18 protein-coding genes are annotated in these 20,312 nt (G+C 41.7%); 7 read left to right on the top strand and 11 right to left on the bottom strand.

Annotated features, from left to right (window positions below; all coding sequences use genetic code 11):
- Nucleotides 1-42: 42 nt before the first annotated feature.
- Nucleotides 43-1,605, bottom strand: a complete 1,563-nt coding sequence (locus ACL6C3_RS07380) for an FAD-binding oxidoreductase (RefSeq protein ID WP_413166520.1) — start codon at nucleotides 1,603-1,605, stop codon at nucleotides 43-45.
- A gap of 316 nt (nucleotides 1,606-1,921) precedes the next feature.
- On the opposite strand from ACL6C3_RS07380, the gene ACL6C3_RS07385 reads away from it, so the two are divergent.
- Both ACL6C3_RS07385 and ACL6C3_RS07390 read left to right on the top strand, forming a co-directional pair.
- The gene (locus ACL6C3_RS07385; protein WP_413166521.1) at nucleotides 1,922-2,629 is read left to right on the top strand and encodes a LamG domain-containing protein; all 708 of its coding nucleotides are present in this window, start codon (nucleotides 1,922-1,924) and stop codon (nucleotides 2,627-2,629) included.
- Between the two features lie 88 nt (nucleotides 2,630-2,717).
- Nucleotides 2,718-3,599 carry an Rpn family recombination-promoting nuclease/putative transposase gene (locus ACL6C3_RS07390; protein WP_413166522.1) on the top strand — a complete coding sequence of 294 codons (882 nt, stop codon included), beginning with the start codon at nucleotides 2,718-2,720 and terminating at the stop codon, nucleotides 3,597-3,599.
- A 61-nt stretch (nucleotides 3,600-3,660) separates the two neighbouring features.
- On the opposite strand, the gene bchH is transcribed toward ACL6C3_RS07390, so the two are convergent.
- Nucleotides 3,661-7,335: a magnesium chelatase subunit H gene (gene bchH, locus ACL6C3_RS07395; protein WP_413166523.1), complete on the bottom strand. Its 3,675-nt coding sequence runs from the start codon at nucleotides 7,333-7,335 to the stop codon at nucleotides 3,661-3,663.
- Nucleotides 7,336-7,485: 150 nt separating this feature from the next.
- On the opposite strand from bchH, the gene ACL6C3_RS07400 reads away from it, so the two are divergent.
- The 3 genes from ACL6C3_RS07400 to ACL6C3_RS07410 all read left to right on the top strand — a co-directional run bounded on the left by ACL6C3_RS07400 (nucleotide 7,486) and on the right by ACL6C3_RS07410 (nucleotide 9,699).
- On the top strand, nucleotides 7,486-8,457 hold the full coding sequence (locus tag ACL6C3_RS07400) for a glycosyltransferase family 2 protein (protein ID WP_413166524.1): 972 nt from the start codon (nucleotides 7,486-7,488) through the stop codon (nucleotides 8,455-8,457).
- Between the two features lie 13 nt (nucleotides 8,458-8,470).
- Nucleotides 8,471-9,115: a TVP38/TMEM64 family protein gene (locus ACL6C3_RS07405; RefSeq protein ID WP_413166525.1), complete on the top strand. Its 645-nt coding sequence runs from the start codon at nucleotides 8,471-8,473 to the stop codon at nucleotides 9,113-9,115.
- A gap of 236 nt (nucleotides 9,116-9,351) precedes the next feature.
- Nucleotides 9,352-9,699 carry a hypothetical protein gene (locus tag ACL6C3_RS07410; RefSeq protein ID WP_413166526.1) on the top strand — a complete coding sequence of 116 codons (348 nt, stop codon included), beginning with the start codon at nucleotides 9,352-9,354 and terminating at the stop codon, nucleotides 9,697-9,699.
- 105 nt (nucleotides 9,700-9,804) lie between these two features.
- Here ACL6C3_RS07410 and ACL6C3_RS07415 read toward each other — a convergent pair whose 3' ends face one another.
- The 3 genes from ACL6C3_RS07415 to ACL6C3_RS07425 all read right to left on the bottom strand — a co-directional run bounded on the left by ACL6C3_RS07415 (nucleotide 9,805) and on the right by ACL6C3_RS07425 (nucleotide 13,229).
- Nucleotides 9,805-10,395 (bottom strand): YkgJ family cysteine cluster protein, encoded by a 591-nt coding sequence (locus tag ACL6C3_RS07415; RefSeq protein ID WP_413166527.1) that lies wholly within the window; start codon nucleotides 10,393-10,395, stop codon nucleotides 9,805-9,807.
- A gap of 207 nt (nucleotides 10,396-10,602) precedes the next feature.
- The gene (locus ACL6C3_RS07420; protein WP_413166528.1) at nucleotides 10,603-11,280 is read right to left on the bottom strand and encodes a PD-(D/E)XK nuclease family protein; all 678 of its coding nucleotides are present in this window, start codon (nucleotides 11,278-11,280) and stop codon (nucleotides 10,603-10,605) included.
- Complete coding sequence (locus ACL6C3_RS07425; RefSeq protein WP_413166529.1) at nucleotides 11,280-13,229, bottom strand: protein kinase domain-containing protein; 1,950 nt, start codon at nucleotides 13,227-13,229, stop codon at nucleotides 11,280-11,282. The genes ACL6C3_RS07420 and ACL6C3_RS07425 overlap by 1 nt, the downstream gene beginning before the upstream one ends.
- 420 nt (nucleotides 13,230-13,649) lie before the next feature.
- On the opposite strand from ACL6C3_RS07425, the gene ACL6C3_RS07430 reads away from it, so the two are divergent.
- Nucleotides 13,650-14,750: a hypothetical protein gene (locus tag ACL6C3_RS07430; RefSeq protein WP_413166530.1), complete on the top strand. Its 1,101-nt coding sequence runs from the start codon at nucleotides 13,650-13,652 to the stop codon at nucleotides 14,748-14,750.
- 467 nt (nucleotides 14,751-15,217) lie between these two features.
- Entirely contained in the window at nucleotides 15,218-15,424 is a 207-nt protein-coding gene (locus ACL6C3_RS07435; protein WP_413166531.1) for a glycogen debranching protein, read from the top strand.
- Nucleotides 15,425-15,454: 30 nt separating this feature from the next.
- On the opposite strand, the gene ACL6C3_RS07440 is transcribed toward ACL6C3_RS07435, so the two are convergent.
- From ACL6C3_RS07440 to ACL6C3_RS07465, 6 genes are all read right to left on the bottom strand, one after another.
- Entirely contained in the window at nucleotides 15,455-15,904 is a 450-nt protein-coding gene (locus tag ACL6C3_RS07440; protein ID WP_413166532.1) for a DUF3574 domain-containing protein, read from the bottom strand.
- A gap of 78 nt (nucleotides 15,905-15,982) precedes the next feature.
- Entirely contained in the window at nucleotides 15,983-16,858 is an 876-nt protein-coding gene (locus tag ACL6C3_RS07445) for an SDR family oxidoreductase (RefSeq protein ID WP_413166533.1), read from the bottom strand.
- Between the two features lie 56 nt (nucleotides 16,859-16,914).
- Nucleotides 16,915-17,394 carry a TM2 domain-containing protein gene (locus ACL6C3_RS07450; protein ID WP_413166534.1) on the bottom strand — a complete coding sequence of 160 codons (480 nt, stop codon included), beginning with the start codon at nucleotides 17,392-17,394 and terminating at the stop codon, nucleotides 16,915-16,917.
- 196 nt (nucleotides 17,395-17,590) lie between these two features.
- Nucleotides 17,591-18,532: a GNAT family N-acetyltransferase gene (locus ACL6C3_RS07455; protein WP_413166535.1), complete on the bottom strand. Its 942-nt coding sequence runs from the start codon at nucleotides 18,530-18,532 to the stop codon at nucleotides 17,591-17,593.
- A gap of 275 nt (nucleotides 18,533-18,807) precedes the next feature.
- Complete coding sequence (locus ACL6C3_RS07460) at nucleotides 18,808-18,930, bottom strand: isochorismate synthase (RefSeq protein ID WP_413166536.1); 123 nt, start codon at nucleotides 18,928-18,930, stop codon at nucleotides 18,808-18,810.
- A gap of 366 nt (nucleotides 18,931-19,296) precedes the next feature.
- Complete coding sequence (locus ACL6C3_RS07465; RefSeq protein WP_413166537.1) at nucleotides 19,297-20,169, bottom strand: MBL fold metallo-hydrolase; 873 nt, start codon at nucleotides 20,167-20,169, stop codon at nucleotides 19,297-19,299.
- Between the last annotated feature and the right edge of the window lie 143 nt (nucleotides 20,170-20,312).

Genomic DNA, 20,312 nt, shown 5'->3' on the forward strand with positions numbered 1-20,312 from the left:
AACATTCATAAACCCGCCCTCCGCACAGTAAAATTTAGTGATTTAGCCGTGATAATCTTGACCCGAACCATATTTCCAAGCATCTAACCAACGATGATAATAATATTGTTGCACGGGCGGAAGATTTTTAATTGATGGTTCGAGGTTTTTTCCGACAGAAAATAACGCCGTATAAGCGGCTAAATTAAAATAGTGAACCGTCCACTCTAACAACGGTGTTAACCCAACTTGGGGAATGATTTTAAAGACCATATCGGGATGAGAAAGGCTGGTTTTAAACAAAGTTTGAGCCAAGGGGAAAAACTGCACAACATCCTGTAAAAAAGGTTTGAGAACCCCATCGCCCAACTGTTCCATCTCTTGAAACACTGCGGCTAATAGATTATTAATGTTATCCGGGTTAATAGTTTGATGAACGCCCACACTCATCGAACGTTGAAACAACCAAGTTACTGATATACTCGGTTGATAGGGTTGCAACAGCGTTAACGAATTTTTATCGAGACATTCGGTTTTTAAAGCTTCTTCAATTCCAACCGTTAATCGTTGTAAATGACGCACCATCGAACCAAAGCCGCCAAAACTTAAAGGAGATTGACTGGCGCTGCTATCTCCAATGGGTAGAATTCTATCCCAAGGGGTTTTTAAAGGACTATTTTTATAACAGGGAAAAAAGCCAAACAAAGCCCGTTTAAACGTTAATTGACTGAGTTCAACCTGTTGATATTCGGGTAACAACCGTAAATATTCTTCAAAAAAGAATTCTAAACTAAACCGTTCGGGATGGGCGTCCATGTAGGTAAATAAATAAGTTGTGCGTCCATCTTTGGCGGGAAAAGCTTCCCAAAAATATTGACATTGATTTTCTAAAGGCGTAAACGAAGCAAAAATATCCCCGGTTTCATTGTTTGGATATCCCGTCGCACAAGTTCCCACCACCAAACACACCGCATCGGGTTTTTCTCCGCGTCTGGCTTGTCGAACAATTGGGGAAAAATGCCCCATTCCATCTAACAGTAATCGGGTGTTAAGATTCAGTTGGGATTTATCTTGTTTTGCGGTAATTTTCACCCCGTTCGGATGAACGGTTGCGGCTTCATAAGATGTATTTTCAAACAGTTTACCTCCCGCTTCTAAAAAACGGTTTTTGAGCGTTTCGAGTAAATAAACCGGGTCAACCCCAATATTTAAAACATCTTTCACCCAAATATCGGGAAGACTCGGAAAACTCAAACGGGCGGGATTATATTCGGTTGATATCGCTTGGTTTAATTCGTCAGGAGAAAGTAAATTTAACGCTAAAAATACTTCTAATTCCTGGCGAGAAATATTCCATTCCTGTTCTCGTCCTTTTAAAATTCCCCGTTCAATTAACGCGACTCGCCAACCCCGACTCGCCAAGGAAGCGCCGATTAAAATTCCCAAGGTTCCGCCACAAATAGCGACATCATAATCAATGGTTCCGAGGGGTTCAAAGTTGCGTTCAACGGTTTGGGGAATGGGAACTTGATTGTTTTTGAGCGAGTTCCACATCTTGTCTGCTTTTCGCAGTCCGTTCAGGGGGTTTCCGGGTATTTGAGTGAGAATTTCTTCAGTTAGAGACATGGATGTTGGAATAATACACTATTACTAGGATAGAAGATTTTGTAGTTTAGGCAATGGCACTTGAGAGATAACTTTTTCAGTAGCTTTCACAAAGCTAGAGGATGATTATTACCCATTCACAAGTATATTTTAACTTATATGATATCCGACGAATCAATAATCCCAAGCGTAGGGGCAGGTTCATTTTCAACCCGCCCCGCTCCATAATACTCATTAATCTGCCAGATATTATCTTATATTAATCCTCAATTTGGTGGTATAATTTAAGTGATAACATCTTTTTTAAAGTCTATCAAAACTCAAAAAAATATTAGTTATGTCAATTTTTTTCATCCGTAAAAAAAGTTTTGCCTTGTTATTTGATGGAGTTGATGATTATGTCGAGATTAAGAACAACCGTATAATTAACCAGATTGGTAGCGGGGATTTTACCTTATCCGCAATAGTTTATGCACTAGAAAGTGAACAAAAGCTTCATCCTCAAATCCTATCTAATCGCCAAAGAGAAGGAACAGGATTTCTCTTTGGATTTCATGGTCGTTGGCGAGGAAGTCAGAATAAAATTCCCTTTGTTCAATACAATAATACGAATTGGATTGACTATCAAAATCAACCGAACTTACTTAATAATCAATGGCATCACTTTGTAGCTCGTAAATACCAGAATAATATTACCTATTTTGCCGATGGAAAAAAGATTGCATCTTTTACCAGTTCTCGAATTGTTAACTATAATATTTCCTCTAGACATCCTCTGTTAATAGGTTGGGACTCAGTGAATCCCTCTGCTACACACTTTAAAGGTAAAATTGATGAAGTCAGTATTTGGAATCGGGCATTAAGTAATGCAGAAATACAGTCAGGTATGCTCAAGTCTATTCGAGGTAGAAAACCAGGACTGATTAGTTATTGGTCTTTTGAGGAAGGTTCTGGTAATATTGTTAGAGATTATTCGGGTAATGGTAATCATGGAATGATTTTTGGTGCCGTGTGGACAACTGGATGGCTTTCTGAATGTCGGTAAACGGGTTAAAGTTTACAATCACTTAAAATACAAGCCTATATTAACCACATCTTGTAAAATAAAACAATAATATTTTCATCAGCTAACATTGGCTTACGATAACCTTTGTAAACGGCTTGCTGAAGAATCTCCGGCTACTTTTGCACGGTGGTTACTGGGAACAAATCCCGGAACAATTCAAGTTCTTAAAACCGAACTCAGTCTCGAACCCATTAGTGCGGATGCTATCACGTTTTTAGAAACATCCTCGCAAATTTTGCATCTAGAATTTCAAACTCAACCCACTTCCGAACCGCCTTTACCCTTGCGGATGTTGGACTATTGGGTGAGACTTTACCGCAAATATCGCCGTCCCATTCAACAGTTTATTATTTTTCTGCAAACGACAACTTCCGAAGTCGTTTTTACCGAAGAATTTGTCACGGAAACAACCCGACATCGCTATCGAGTGATTCGGATGTGGGAACAAAATCCCGCTATTTTCCTGAATGATAGGGCTTTGTTACCCTTAGCACCTCTAGCCCAAACCAATTCCCCAGAAACGTTGTTAACCCAAGTCGCCGCAGAAGTGGCTAAAATTGAAGCAATAGAACAGCGTCGAAATGTCTTAGCCGCAGTTCAAATTATAGCGGGTTTAAGATACGACAAAACACTGATTCAACAATTACTCCGGGAGGATATTATGCGAGAATCTGTTATCTATCAAGATATTCTTCAACAAGGAATTCAACAAGGAGTTCGCCAGGGAATTCAACGGGGACGAGGAGAAGGAGAAGCGAGTTTAATTATTCGTCTATTAACTCGTCGGTTTGGTGAACTTCCCCCCCAACTTCCCCAACAAATTCGGAGTTTATCTCTGACTCAGTTAGACGCTTTGGGCGAGGAATTGTTGGATTTTACAGAGATTGCTGAAGTTATCGCTTTTCTTGAACAGCTTCCCTCAGAAACCGATTCTGAAAACACGAATTAACACAGATATTTTCCAAAAACCCGGTTTCGATAAAGTTACCGGGTTTTTATATCTTGACTTTTTATATGTTGACTCCTTCGATATCAGCTTCGGCTGACTCATATAACTGTTGTAATTTTTGCAATTTTTCTGAGTCAGCTTGCCATAAACCCCGACCGTTTGCTTCTAACATTCGGCTAACAATATTCCGAAAAGCTTCGGGGTTTGCTTGGCGTAATTTTTCCGCCATTTGTTCATCAAAAGCGTAAGTTTCTGCGGCTTGGTCGTAAACCCAATTATCCTTAAAATTCGCAGTTCCCCCCCAACCGATTAAAGCCGTCATCCGTTGAGAAATTTCATAGGCGCCACCACTCCCTTGATTTGACATCGATTCCGCCCACTTGGGATTTAACAATTTAGTGCGGTATTCCATGCGAAGTAAATCTTCTAAATTCCGGGGTGTCGTATCTTTTGAAAAGCTTTCGACAAAGCTAGCATTAACTTTTTTACCCCGTTTTTTTTCAGCCGCCCGTTTCAAGCCGCCCGTGTTGGCGTAATATTCTTGAATATCCGTTAAACCGTATTCAACCGAGTCAATTTCCTGCACAATTCTTTCGGTTGTTTTCAACAATTGCGTCATAACTTCCCGTCTGGCTTGACCTTTATCTTGCCGTCCGTAACTAAACACATTTCGCCCTTCCCAAGTTTGGGCGAGTTCATCTCCAGATTCCCAATTTCCATCAACAACCCGGTCATTAACCAACGAACCAAAATCACCCGCAGGATTAGAAAAAAGACGGGCGGAAGGATTCTCAACGCCTTGAGATTTCAATTCTAAAGCGTGTTTTCTAATAAAGTTTTGTTCCGGGGGTTCATCGAGGTTAGCCGCCCGTTGAAACAGGTCATCAATTAACTCAATAATATTGACAAAACTATCGCGGAAAATACCCGAAAGATTCCCCAACACATCAATCCGGGGATGACCGACTTCTGTTAACGGTTTGAGTTCATAACGAACGATGCGACCCGTACCTTCTTTTAAAGGTTCTGCACCGACCAATTCTAACATAATTCCGATGGATTCTCCGCGTGTTTTAATCGCATCCAAACCCCACAACATCACGGCAACCGTTTCGGGATATTTATTATTTTCTTGCAAATGTTGATTGATAATTTTCTTGGCAATTTCTCGGCCCCGTTCGTAAGCCGCAGGAGAAGGCATTCTGTAGGGGTCTAACGCATGAATATTGCGACCCGTTGGCAAAACTCCCGGCCCATCTCTTAACAAATCTCCTCCCGGTGCCGGCGGAACATATTCCCCATTTAAACCCCGCAATAAATTCGTTAATTCGTCGGTGGTTTGCATTAACAACTCCCGAATGATTTGGGCTTGGGGATGGGTTTTAAAGTCTATTTCTGTTGTATTTTGACCGTCAAAATAAGCCTGTAGATAGGAGTCTAACGCTTCCTCTGTTGGGGCTTCTCCTAACGTATGTAACCCCGAAGAAAACAGACGTTGTTCGACGATTTGTAAGTATTCGTAAACCTTGAGAAAATACTGGGATAAAGACTCAACACTAAACATTCTGGCCGTTTCTGGACTAAACTCAATCCCCAATTTTTTCGCTTCTTCAAACGGACAATCGACATCCAAACCCGTATCAACAATCTTTTTAGAAATGGCTTCCTGCAAAGCCGAATTTTTCTGGGGGTCTTCCCGATATTCTGCAATCAAATCTCGCAGCGAAACCAATTCTTTATACAATCCCGCCCGACTGTAGGGGGGAACGTTGTGAGAAATCAAAACCCCATAACCCCGACGTTTTGCTAATATCGATTCTGAGGGATTATTCGCCGCGTAAATGTAGAGGTTGGGCAGATTTCCCAGTAAAATATCCGACCAAGAATAACCCGTATTTCCCAACGGAGAACCGGGCAACCATTCAACGGTGCCGTGCATTCCAAAGTGAACAATGGCATCGGCTTTAAATTCATTTTGTAGCCATTTATAATAAGCCGCATATTGAGGATGGGGCGTTAAATCTCGTTCAAACATTAGCCGCATCGGGTCGCCCGAAATGCCCAAGGGGGGCTGAACTCCAATCCAAATATTACCCAGTTGAACGCCGCCAATATTAAAATCTTCCCCATCGGTTTTAATTCCCGTCCCCGTGAGGGATTGCCATTGTTTTTCAATCCGACTTGCGAACAAATACCCCAACCATTTATCTAAGGTTTTGACATTAACAATATTTCTCTTTTTGCCTTTATCTTTGGAGAAAAATCCCGTAACATCTTCGTCCGTTTCTTTCACTTGTTTAATCAATTCTTCCCCATCTTCTGGAATTTCCCCAACGGTATAACCCCGTTCTTTTAACGCATTCAGAAACTTAATTAAACTGCGGGGAACGTTTAATAAAGCTGCGGTTCCCGTCGCCCCATAACCGGGAGGAAAACCATATAATATAATCGCTATTTTGCGTTCGGATGGGGGCGTTTTTCGCAGGTTAATCCAATTTTTAACTCGTCCGGTTAACCGTTTAACCCGTTCGGGTATAATATAGATATTTTCCCCCACTAAACCGCCCAAAGGAACGGTATCAATTGCCCCATCAAGTTCGGGTAAAGCGTACAAAACAACACTTTGTAAACCGCCAATTCCTTGACGAGTCCAAGAATAAATATCTTGAATGAGTAAAGGCGCCGCAATTAAATAGGGAATGTTTTTAGCGGTGAGGATTTTTTTAGCAATATCCACCTGTCTTCCCGCTTCCATTGAACCGGCCGGGCCACCGACGAGAGGAAAGCCAATAGTAGAGACAATAGCATCAACTTCAACGGCTTCTTTTGACAGCGATAATGTTTCAATATTGCCCTGTTGACGCTGTTGGGTTTCGTAGCTGGTTGTCATCCAATCTCGTACCGCCACATGACCTTCAACGCCGTTAATAAATATGGGTAAAGGGATTAAACCCGCTTGTTCAAAATAACGAATGAGTTGGGGAATATAGGGCTGTTTGGTAATAACGTGTTTGCGATAGAGTAAAATTCCAACAACCCCGGAGTTTTGATTATTCTCAGTGTTTTGTTTGTACCAGTCTAAATACTGTTTGGGAGATTCAAAATAACCTTGATACTCTGGATGAAGTAAACCCATATTGGGCGTTTCAACGGGGGGCGGAATTTCCCCAATTTGTAGGTCTAAATAGTTCTCGGCAATTGTCCAAAACATCGCGGCAACATTCTCGCTTCCGCCCGCATTCCAATAGCCGTAAATAATCAACCAATTGCGAAGGTCTTGAACTTTTTTAACGGGTACAAACTTTAATAATTTCGGCCCGGTTTTCAAAAAACTAATATATCCGGCGAGTTTATCTTCTTCCCGTCCGCTGGAAAATTTACTGAGAATAAATTGAACGGGTTTTGGCATTCCTTTCGGTTTATCGCCGATTTTAAACGCCCCAATTTGAGTTAAACTCATCAATTCTAACGCCGACTCAAACACCAAACGAATCGGGATATTTTGCACCCGTTCCCGCAACCATAAAACTTGGTCGTAGTCAAACAGCAAACTGGCAAAAAATACATCGGCTTGCTGTAACGCCGCCTCTACTGCCTCCGGTTCGCTACTAATAGCGCGATCGCTAAAAACGTCAATTTTTAAATCTCCACAGCGACGAGAGGCAAAATTAGCCGCCTGACGGTACAAATCGGCATTAAACGATTCAAATCCAGCAATTAATACAATTCGTTTCATCGCCCCAAGTTGATCACTCTGTTCAGATTGATATTTTAATGATAAATGTTTTTTGGCAACATTAGACTAATTTTCGACATCTATACTGTTGTCCTTGATAATAGATTCCGGATAGATTATATTTCTCCTCTAGTTTAGCGGATCACAAAAATGGTTTCAAATCTTAACGCTGTGGTGCTTTCTGTGGTGGTTCCTTGCTACAACGAGGAACAGAGTCTTGATGACTTATTTACCCGATTGATTTCTGTTCTCAATTCACTTCACCTCACCTATGAAATTATCTGTATTGATGATGGAAGCCGCGATAACACTTTGAAACGTTTGATTGAGTATCACCGTGCAAATTCCGCGATTAAAGTGGTTAATTTTTCTCGAAATTTTGGGAAAGAAATTGCGTTAACTGCGGGAATTGAATACGCGAGAGGTGAGGCGATTATTCCCATTGATGCCGACTTGCAAGACCCGCCCGAATTAATCAAAGACTTGATTTTAAAATGGCAAGAAGGCTATGATGTTGTTTACGCAAAACGGCGCTCTCGTCGGGGAGAAAGCTGGCTAAAACGCAAAACCGCAAGTGCATTTTATCGCACAATTGGGAAGATGTCGCCCGTTCCTATTCCGAGTGATACGGGTGATTTTAGGTTGATGGATAGACGGGTCGTAGAGGCTTTAAAATTACTCCCAGAAAGGCATCGATTTATGAAGGGTTTATTTGCTTGGGTTGGCTTCAAACAAACTGCGATAGAATACGACCGCCCGCCCCGTTTTCAAGGGGAAACGAAGTGGAATTATTGGCAACTTTGGAATTTTGCTTTGGATGGAATTACTTCGTTTAGTTCTTTACCGTTGAAAGTTTGGAGTTATATTGGTTTGTTGATTTCTGTGCTGGCTTTTCTCTACGCAACTTTTTTGATTTTGAGAACGTTAATTTTTGGAATTGATGTTCCGGGTTATGCTTCAATTATGGTGGTTACGCTGTTTCTGGGCGGCGTTCAGTTGGTTAGTTTGGGGGTAATTGGAGAATATTTGAGTCGGGTTCACGACGAGGTTAAACGACGACCTCTGTATATTGTCCGGGACTGTTACGGGTTTGAAAAAGAAGCCAATCAACATCAAAAATAGAGGAATTTTATCTGTGTTAAACACTAAAAATAAACGGGTTAAACTGATTATTTTCTGTGGTATTATTACAATAATTGCGTTTTACGTTCTCAGTCACTTGGATTCAGAACGCCTTCAAACCCAGTTACAACAAATGGGAATATTTGCCCCCATTCTCTACATTCTCGTTTATACCGTTGCCACAATTTTGATTTTACCTTCTACCGCTTTAAACCTCTTGGGAGGGGCGTTTTTTGGGGTGTGGTGGGGGACGCTTTGGACGAGTATTGCGGCGATAACCGCAGCTATTATTACGTTTACTTTTACTCGAACGGTTGGGCGAAAATGGGTCAAAAAAAAGTTAGCCGGACGCTGGAAAGTTATCGATGCAGAAATTCGCCAGGGGGGATTATTTTATCTGTTTGCGATTCGATTATTGCCGATAATTCCCTACGGTTTGGTTAATTTTACCTCGGGTTTAACGTCTATTTCTTTTAAAGATTATCTCATCGGTACAACGCTTGGAACCGTTCCCGGTCTTTTGCCGTTTGTGATGTTGGGAAGTTCGGGTTTAAAAGCGGTTAAAACCGGGGATATTTTACCCTTAATTATGGCTTTGAGTTTAATCGGAATTTTGATTTTTGGGGCGAATTACTATCGCCGACACCGAACTCAATAGAAACCGGATTTTTAATAATAAGAACATTCCCAAAACCCGGTTTCGCAGAAGTTACCGGGTTTTTTATCTCGAGATTGAGGTAAACCCGCCCCCAGAACAAAATTAATCAACCGTATAGCGTCTAATTTCCCCATTGAAAAATCACATGAATATTTCTGTGTTTTCACTGATGCGGCGAAACAGTTTCTAGGTTTAAACTAAAGACATGAACTGACAGACTCAAAGGAACGTGCGTCATGGATGAAATTGTGAGAAAATTAGCTGGAATTGGTTTACCTGCTGTTGTTTTATTGATAGCAATGGCAACAACGGGATTAACGGGGGCTGCTGCTATTACTGCTGCATTAGCAATGTTAGGACCGGGTGGAATGATTGGCGGAATCGTGTTCTTAGGAATTATTGGACTGGCTTCTGATGCCTTGACTAAGTATGGTTTAGAAGCTTTGCTTGTCGGTATTTATCAAGAACGAGTTTCCAACGGTGAAAGCAAGACAAACCTATGTCAAGAGATTGATAACTTACCGATTTCTAGAGATATTAAATTAATTTTAAAGGATTCAATATTTTCCGATACTGATTCATAACCTATCCGCTTGATTAATTTGGTTTTGGGGATGGGGCGGTTTTTTTAAGTTTAATAGTGGGAATCAGAAATGGTCTAGAACCCGCCCCTACAGAATCATTATTGATTACTCGTTTTGACCGAACATTTGCAAATACAGCCCGACCTTTTGAACCGCAACTTTCAACGCTTCATTTATTGGCAAACGCTGATGACCAAACCCCGGTTCAAGACTGGCTATTTGTTGGGCGATATCGGCAAAATTCGGAGGATGAACCGTCTTTTCATCAATTGCCGCCTGAGTTTGTGCGACAATATGAGGCATGGCGGCTTTATGACGAACACAAGCGGCTAACTGTACCTCTCCCGACTTGGAAGTTACCGTCGCAAACCCAAACAACCGGCAAATTGTCGGCCGCGAATGATAAACTTGACAGCGACCATTTCCCATCACAAACGGGTCGGGTTTGTAGAAAATACATTGTCCTTGATAGTCGGACTCCTCGGCGAGTTTAAGCCACTGTTCAACCTCTCCCCGTTGAAACAATTCCAACACCAGAGGTAACATTTCTAAAGGCGTCGCTTCAACGTTCGGACTCTCGCAACACCAACCGCATCCCGTCGGACAATACAGTTGAGTTTCAGCCTGAAACGTTTCTATTTTTTCGTCAATTTGGGTATATGACTCCATCACCTGGGCGGCGATATCTAGACTCATAAAATTTCTACGCAGGTTGAAGAAAAATAAGGATAATATCAATCATAGTCTATTTTTTTTAAAATGATATGATATCCGGTTAATTAATTCTATTATGGGGCGGGGCGGGTTTATCTCAATCTTTGAGTAGTAGTCAATATCGTAGGCGTAACCCGCCCCTACGCTTGGAATTATTGATTAGTCGGATATCATATGATTTAACTTAGATTAAACTTGATAAAACAGTTCTAGCCTGGACTGAAACTCCCGCCAATACTCCCTTAAATATTGGCCTTCCAAACAGAAGATTTGGGCTTTTTCGTCGGGAAGGGCCACCACAACTAAAGCCTGTTCAACTTTAATGTCAAATTCGGTGTAAACTTGTTCTATGGCTTTAGCATAGGCGGCGCACTGCAAATAATAGTTTCGGTTCCATTCATTCTGTCGGGGTCGTCTGGCGGTTTTCCAATCACATAACGTTATTTCTCCGTCAATTCTTGCCAAACAATCTAATTTTCCCGCATAACGGTTGGGAGAATTCCAAACCAAACTTTCAACTAATAAGGTTTGCTCTATTTTATCATCAAGAAACGGATAAACTGAGTTCCAAAATCCTCGGAGTTCATCGGGAATGAGTTCGGGTTCTTCTCCTGTTAATTTTTTGGAAATTAATTGATGTAATTTTGTCCCCCGTCGGGAGGACTGGGAGGAAATTTTCTGGGCGGTTTCTTGACCAACCCGTTGTTTCCATTTGAGGAGGGGTAGTTTATCCTCAAAGGGTTCGGTTGCTTGAATAATTTTAGTCACTCCCGGATAACTTTCTCCGGTGGGAACTTGATAAAAAAGTTGACCATTTTGGCGAACATATTTCGCTTGATAGGCGGGAATCGGGGAGTTTTCTAACATTATTCAACTTCGAGAATCAATTCATAATTAATCGGGTCTTTGGCATCAGAAACAACGATAATTTCATAGTAGCCTGTATCTTCCAATTTCCCCGACCAACTCTGAAGTCTAGCATCTTCAATTATGATTTTAGCATTTTTACGACGGCTCGGAGTATAAAGAGAAAGAAATGTAGATTTCGGAGGAACTTCTAATTTTACCCGCAAATTTTGCCGACGTTTTAACCAAGCAATATAAGCTTTTCCTTCTCCGGGTTGTAACACTCCCCGCAACACTTGACGGGTTGCATTTTCCTCAAATTCAACTTCTTGTAAATTCTCCCCTTTTTGTAACCGATTTAATTGATCTACAGTTACCGCTTGCCAAACCTGACCGATGGGCAAATCAATTAAATTTTCTCCGCGAGGTTGTTCGGGAAACAAATAGAAAAATCGGGCATCGGATAAATCTTCTAAAGCCCGACTACTCAAATTTAATTCGTTCACTTCTTTCGCCCAGTCTTTAATATTTTCGGTGCTATATTCTCCCAACTTTTTGCGAGATTCATCGCTAAGAATAGCCAGTCGATTTAACACATCATAGGCGGTTTTATCCCAACGTTTTCGCCAGGACGCATCGGCGGGGTCTTGGGTTAATGTTCTGCCTTTTTGAGAGGGATAACGACTGTAAAACTCCTCGTTGACCAATTCAATAAAATATCGATAATCTACTCCCAATTCTTGACGGCGATTTTGGATAAATTCCTGACGCTGCAATTCTCCCATTGCACCAAATCCGCCATCATTTAATTTGGAAAGATAATTAACAAAATATAACCCGCCAACCCAACCAACTCCCCCCATAAGAACGATAGAAATTATGACTAATAATACCGTTTTCCAAGTGGAAGATAAAGAAGACCAATTGACGGGAAGTTTCGGCCATTGAAAGCCCGTTTTTTGCAGTCGGGTTGTGTTAGGACGGGCAGTCGGACCGACAGGAACAGAAGGGGGAAATTGGGTTTCTACAGGCGGAGGCTGAGTCAACACCGCAGGCGTAGGAATTTCCAATTCTGGCGGGGCTTGGGTGGGAATATGGGGGAGGATCGGCGTGTCTTTGATCGCTTGTAAAACTTGGGAAGCATTTTGATAGCGGTCGCCCGGTTTGTAAGCTAACATTTTATCTAAAATTGCCGCCAATTTCGGACTAACAGAAGTATGCGATCGCCAGTTCCAAGTTAAATGATAACTATCAATTAAATGCTGAGGTTCAGTCCCCGTTAACAACACGACTACCGTTGCCGCCAAGCCATACAAATCGCTGTGAGGGGAAGCAATTCCCATTTGCATTTGTTCTTCGGGAGCATAACCCATTTTGCCCAAACGAGTGGCGGGAGAGGGGGGAAGTTGACGCACGCCCAACTCCGAATCAACTTTTGCTTTTATTTGTTTAACGCCGCCAAAATCAATTAATACCGGCAAACCATCGGCTTGACGGCGAATAATATTATCGGGGGAAATATCACGATGAATTACACCATAAGCGTGAATATATTCGAGAACTGGTAAAAGTTGCAACATCAGTTGCGTAACTTCCAGTTCACTGAAGCGGATTCCCTGACTTTTATATTGGGTAACTAATTCTCGATAGGTGGCACCTTTAACATAATCTTGAACAACAAATAAATAGCCTTTACCATCAATTTTTTCGCGAAACAGTTCTCGAAAACAAGGGATTTGAGGATGCTGGAGTTGATAGAGAATTTGCGCTTCTCGTTCAAAAAGTTCTTGAGACTTTTGTAAGCCGTAACTTCCTTGAACTTGCGGGGCAAATTCCTTCAAAACACACAGTTCGTTAAACCGATGCTGATCTTCTGCTAAGTAGGTGCGTCCAAAACCACCATGCCCCAACTGGCGCATAATGTGATAATGGTTTCGCAGAATCATGCCCGGACTAATGGAGGTACTCATGGGTTTGAGAGATGAAACTCAGGGTTCAAGTTGAGTCAAGTACAGTTATTTGTTATGCTTCAGTCGATTTGAGAATTCCAATCAGCAGGATGCCCAATTTACATCTGAGACAGTACAATCACGAGTATAGCCGTCTAGATCGCATCTAGACCGAACCAACCCGTTAAAGTTACTCAAGAGGGTTCACTGGTATTTTAAAGCCTATGAGCGATATTGTGACGGGTCGCCGGGTCAAGCCACGAAAGATCAAGTTCAGAGATTTACTCAATCTTTACACTCTCCCTCTTGGATTTTACACAACCCTCTGGTTTTCTGGGCTAGAGACTCTATAAATTTAGGCAATACGGACTAAAACCCCATCTTCATCGGGTTTGGGGATGTTGGCTGTATGAGTCCAATCTTCAGAACTTGAGAAATCAAATGAGCAAAACACAACGCATTGCTTCAGCTACTGCAATTCTCGGGGCTTTGGCGTTTCCCGCTTTAAATGCTTTCCCCAGTCAGGCGGCTTTATTAGTGGGGAATAGCGAAGGAAACAATATTCTTCTGTTTGATGAACAAAACGGCGACTTTTTGGGTGAATTTATCGCACCCGGAACTGGGGGGTTACTTGCTCCGGACGACTTGACTTTCGGCCCCGATGGCAATCTTTATATTACCAGTGGAACGACACCGGAAACCTCGGCTGTCTACCGTTTCGATGGGATGACGGGAGAATTTATTGATATCTTCGCCTCGGGTAACGGCTTATTTCGCCCCTACGGGGCGGCGTTTGGGCCGGATGGCTACCTCTATGTCGCCAGCTTTTTGAGCGACGAAATCCTCCGTTTTGACGGGATGACGGGGGCATTTGTCGATGTGTTTGCCTCCGGTAACGGTCAACCTGGAGGGTTAAACGGGCCGGATGATTTGTTGTTTGGCCCCGATGGTCGCCTTTATGTTACCACTCAGGGGAGTGTTGCGACCAATGGTCAGGCTGATTTGAGTGCGGGTCTTCCCAGTCAGGTGTTAAGTTTTGATCTTACCACCAAAACCTCGACGGTATTTGCTGAACCGACTCCTTCACCGGATGGTTCTGGGTTTGTCAGTTTATTAGGGTTGGCGTTGGGACCAGAAGAAGATTTATTTGTTAGTGATTTTGCCAATGATATTCGCCGCTACGATTTAGAAACGGGGGATTTAGTGAGTGTTTTATCGACAAACTACACGGGAACTGTTCCGAGTAATAATTTTATCGGAAATTTAACTTTTGACCCGAACAATATCCTCTATACCGTTGGTTTTGATTTTACCAATAATAATTTTGGAGCAATTCTCCGCTACGATGGCATCACGGGAGAACCGTTGCCTTCTGTTGGAAATAGCGGTGCAGTTTTTGTGCCAACCAACGATAAGTTATTACGTCCAATTGGCATCACGTTCACCGCACAGCTTCCGGCAAAAAGCGTACCTGAACCCGTTTCGGTGTTGGGTTTTCTAGGCGTTGCAATTTGGGGAATTCAGAAGAAATTCCGCCACTAATTCAATTATAATATGATATCCGGTTGATTAATGCCTGTTATGGGGCGGGGCGGGTTTATGTCAATCTCGGAGTAGTCGTCAACATCAATGCAGAAGCCGCCCCTACATGACGCTCATTGATTAGTCGGATCTCATATAAATCCTGAATTATGAATTCTGAAAGGAACTCCCGGATCGGATAAAAAAGAACTCTATTCTCTAAAAACTAATTCTTTTTGTTATTCATAATTGGTAATTTCTAGTTTAGAATTGATAATTTCTACGGCAATCGCTGGGGGTTGTTTTAAAATCCTCAACGGTCTTTTTTTAGATGAAATACAGAAAATAATCCTACACCTCTTTGCCATCTCTCCACCTCCCCAGCGCCCGGACAATTTTTTTCTGAGAATGAAACAGCCGGCTCATCCCTGGTACAATAGAAAGGGTTTAATTTTTGAACAAATCGATAGGCTAAAGGAGATGCAGCAATGAAAATTTGGATTAACGAACAACTCGATCCCGCAGGACTGATTTATTCTTGTATTGCTTGCTGTGATGAAGAACAAGCCAAAGCCTGTCACGAATCTTTTGAAAACAACCTCACAGAAACCCAAAAACAACAGGGTTGGGTCGCTAGAATGAGAACCGTTGAATCTTGGGAGGAAGTTCCGGTCAGCGCTTTAAAATTAAACTAAATCTAATTCACTCCTAAAATCAATAAAGATTTAAAAAGAGACGGTCACTGAACTGCTCACCCGCAAAACCGACTCTTGATTAAATCTTTGTTTATATTCGCCGATAATTTCTTGAATAAATTTTTCTTCTTTGGGGGTGTTTGGGTGAATTAAAATCACCAGTTTGGTTTGTTCTCGAATTAAACTTCCCGCAGAATTCAAATATTGTCCGTTAGCATCAATCACCGTCAGTCCGGCTTTAAACCGAGGCGTAATCACTTCTTCTAAAAACAACTTCCACTCGGTTTCTGTCACTTTTCCTTGTTGTTTAGATAAACCAAAATAAAGTTCATCTTGGGTTAAACTTTGGCTAACATTCTTAGCAGAATCTTCGGGATTATCAATAAACTGCGCCCGAACTTCTAACCGTTGAGAAGCGGGAAAAAGAAGAACAGAACCGACCAAAACCCAACCCAAACCCCGAACCACCCTAATTTTCATTAATTCCCCGTTAGTCATGTCTAGAACAACAAAAAAGGCTAACCCCAAAGATTAGCCCTCCAACCTATATTTTAACAATTAAGCCCCTAAATAACGGCGAAGAAAACTTTCCAACGATTCCATCTTCATATCAAACATCATTTCTAAATTAGTGATTTCTTCAGGAGTACAGAAAAACTCATTAGCCAATAACGTTCGTAACGTTCCCAAACTCCGTTCAACATCAGAATTCAACACCCCAATTGTACTCCGCAAGCCATCAAAAAGAAACAGAGGGGGATTAATCACAATCGGATCTCGGTTAAAAATGCGGCTAAAAATCTGAGGAATATCGCCCCGAGTAATAATTTCCGGACCGCCAACAGACAAGACTTTATTTTTCGCACTTTCTACAAAAACCGAATCAATTGCAATACGAGCAACATCATCCGTACTAACAACAGAAGTCCGATTTTGCGGATCACCAATTAACAAATAAATCCCCGTTTGTTTGAACCGTTCCGCCAGAGGTAATAAACTCGAAGCAAACGCCGAAGGACGCAAAATGGTATAATTTAAACCGCTATTTTGTAAATACTTTTCAACCTCCCGTTTGGCTTTAAAAACCGGTGAATCTTCATAACCGCGATCAACACCCAACACCGAAGTAAAGACAAAATGTTCGACACCCGCTTCTTTCGCCGCATCAATTAAATCAATATTAGCCCGATATTCAACCGCTTGGGGTTTCCCTCCCGAACCGTGCGAACTAATCACATATTTTACCCCTTGACAAGCCTTATAAATATCCTTATCCCGTTCTAAATCTCCGATAAAAATATTTACCCCCCGACTTTCCAATTCCGAATACCGGGAAGTCAACCGCACAAACCCCCGCACATCTTTTTCCTGTTGGCGTAGTCGGCGAACAATGCGGCTACCGAGTCCACCGGTTGCTCCTGTAACTAAAAACATGATTGCTTGTCCTTTCACTGAAAATCACTACAGGAATATGTTAGCGAATCTAACCGCTAAAGTTCATAGAAGTCATACAAAACAATACCCGTCTCCGGATCATTTCCAATTCCCACATAACCACTTTTCAGCATTTGATTGAGAACGTTTTCCACCTCCTGAAAACTCGCTCCAGTCGCCATAACCCCTTGTGTTACCGAGAGTTTACCGCCTCGGGTTGCAGCGGCTTTTAAAAGCTTCACTCTAAACTGTTCTTGAGTCGTTGGCGTAATATTATAACTAACGGTAGAAATCGATGAATATAGAGGTACACCGTTACTAGAAACCCCCAATTTTGCTTTAATTTTAGCGTTATGTTCCTCAACCATACTCGGAATCACAAGTACATCTAATAATTGTGCAATTCCAAATAAACCAAAGGTACACAGCCACAAAGTACCCGTTCCAACTTTGCCATTATAAAAACGGTGGAGTCCGTGAATGGGGATAATAAAACCAATCGCCCACAATAAATAACTGATTGCAAGTTTATTCATGGATTTTTCCTTTAAATTATTGATCCGATCCCACTCAACCGCCTAAAGGAGAAAGCCGCAGGGGAATGATCGCTATCTCAATTGTAAAAAAATTTAGTTAAAATTCTAGCTGTTTTCGGAGACATTCCCGATTTTCATCACAACAAAGGGGCTAAAACCTAGCCCCTATCGTAATTTTTGGTTTAAGTTGACTTTCCTACAAATTTTTAACATAGGAAATATTAGTCAAAACTTTCTCAAAACCAACAGATTCGTACAGTCGCAACGCACCGGATGGATTTTCAGCATCAACCCCTAAAATTGCGCTATCCATTCCTTTTGTTTTTAAATGTTGCATTGCGGTTAATAACATCGCCCGTCCCAACCCAAGCTGACGAAATCCCCGTCGGGTTCCCAACACCCCGATCCAGCCTTCGTTACGTCCGTTGCGTTTGTTATCTTCAGCATGAATGCGGGATTCACAAAAGGCGGCGAAGGTGCCATCGGGGGCGATCGCAATTAAGTTTAAATCCGAATTATATTCTGAATGCTGACAGTCGTGTAGAAATTCTTCAACAGTATAATCATGGTGATTCCAATGATCGATAAAAGTTTGGTTAAACATTTCTACCCACTGCATCGCATCTTTTTCGGGTTCGACAATTCGCAGTTTAAACCCTTCTGGAAACTTAGGTTCATCAATGGGTTTAGCTAATGATCGTTTCATGCGGAAAAAATACCGCACGGCGATAAATCCTAAGTTTTGAAGGATGGTAATCACATCACCGCGATCGCTGCGGGCGCCAGAATAAAGTTTGACCGTCCCGTTGCAGTCTTTTGTCGCTTCTTTGAGTCTGTTTTCTCCCCAAGAAATGATTTCTTCTTCAAGACCTTGATTTCGGACACTTGGATGAACTCGGAAGTTTAAAAATCCGTCTATTCCGTCTTGGGAAGGGTCGATCCACACCGATCCATATCCGACTAATTCCCCTTCGGAATTTTCCCAAAGCCGCAGATTTTCAGCCCGGTTAAATGAGGGTGTATTTAAGGCTTGTTCGAGTCGTTCAACGGTTTCCCAAATACCCGTTTGATCGACTGTTTCGCAGGCATTAAAAAGTTCAGCGATCGCACCCAGATCGCCGTCTGTACAAGGGCGCATAATTCACCTTTGCTTGATGGTTGCTCACCTATCGTAATACATAAATACTACAACGTCAAGACCTAGCCAAAAAAAGCCCCCAACCGTCGGGTTAGGGGTTTTGGGTCATCTCGGATGAAACTTGTATTAAACCTTGTATTAAAACTTGTATTAAAACTTGTATTAAAACTTCTCTTAAAAGGCGATAAAACCCTCTCCTACACAGTGCAGTCTGAGGGTTTAGATTGGGTTAGACTTGATATTAGAATTCACAGACAATTCACTCGTAATTTAGATTAGTCTTCCCATTCAGAACCGTGATAAGGAATGCCATCAAAAGGTTGTACACCAATCACCGGATAAGTGTTGTCGCTGGGGCTAAAAATGCGACCAGCAGCTTCGGAGACATAAACAACCATATTTGTCAGTGCATGGAAAATATTCATATCTTTTACCTCTGTCTCATCAATTGTTCTCGATCACCTAACACTTCTATAATAATGTAAATAAATCGATTTTGTGTAAGCTTGCAACATTTATTTGCACTCAAAGATTATTTACAATCGTTCAGGTTGTGTTACTTTTTTCGGGGGCGGTTAACCGAATTTATCAAGCTAGGAAACCCGTAATTTTAAGGAAAAATAAAAAGCGTTAAGTTCTAGTAACAATTGCAATCAATCTCAATATACTTTTTAAGTATAAAAACTTAAGTATTTCTACCACTTTAATTATACACGCTGAGAAACCCAGTTTCGGTGAGAAACCAGGTTTCTGGGTTTAACCTTCTAATTTTGGGTCATCCAACTCACACATTCTTGCATTTGTTTTTCCATCGTGATACTATCACTATGATGGCGGTGTCCGTGACCGGGAAGCACCCACTCAAAAGAATAATTGGCTAGTTTTTTCATGGAGTCAATTTGTTCTGACCACGAATACCAACAGTAGCGCTGAAAAGCATAAAGTTGGTTTAATGAGTCTGACCAAGCCAGATGATCGCCTGTAAATAAAAACTTGTGATTGTACAGTAAAACCGTATGACCTTTACTGTGTCCGGGAACGGGAATGATTAACAAATCGGGAGCGAATTCGATTTCTTCAAAACCCGAAAGTTGAATTTCTACAGATTGGGTTTGAGCGGTAATATCATCCGCGTGAAGAATGCGATCGCATCCAAAATGATCCCGAAATTTTTGATGATCGGCGACATCATCCCGATGGGTGAGATAGAGATAGCGTACTCCCCCTAATTCTTCCAAACGTTTAACTAAAGGCGGCGCAAACCGAGGAGAATCGATGAGAATATTACCGTCTTTTCGCTCAATAAAATAACTCGCCGCAGCAAAGGAACTCTCAGAATGGTAGCCGCAATGATAAACGTTATCTTCGATTAAAATGGGAAAACTTTGGTGTACAGTTTTAATATCTTTGGGTTTTTCAAGGGTACCAATTGAAGCCGTTGGACAGGATAACAACGCCTGCATTGCTCGCAGTTGTTCGGTTTCGCTACTCGGTTGATGATACACCGCAGACTGTTCACCCGCTCGATGAAACACCTCCGGCGCCATCCAGCGACAGGTATCGCAGTCAATACAGCTTTGATCGACGTAAAAATTACCGCTCTCGTTTTCAGAGCGACGTTGTTTGAGTTGGGCCATTGTTCTCTCCCCAGATGATTAACTCATACTCGTTATGAGTTTGTATTTATCAGCATATACATATTTTAGCTAAAATGTCAAGTTCAATCCTATTGATAGAGTTAGAGACGCGCTTAAAGGGCGTCTCTAGAGAGTTTATGGGT

Source organism: Capilliphycus salinus ALCB114379, from assembly GCF_047276495.1.
GTDB classification, from domain to species: domain Bacteria; phylum Cyanobacteriota; class Cyanobacteriia; order Cyanobacteriales; family Microcoleaceae; genus Capilliphycus; species Capilliphycus salinus.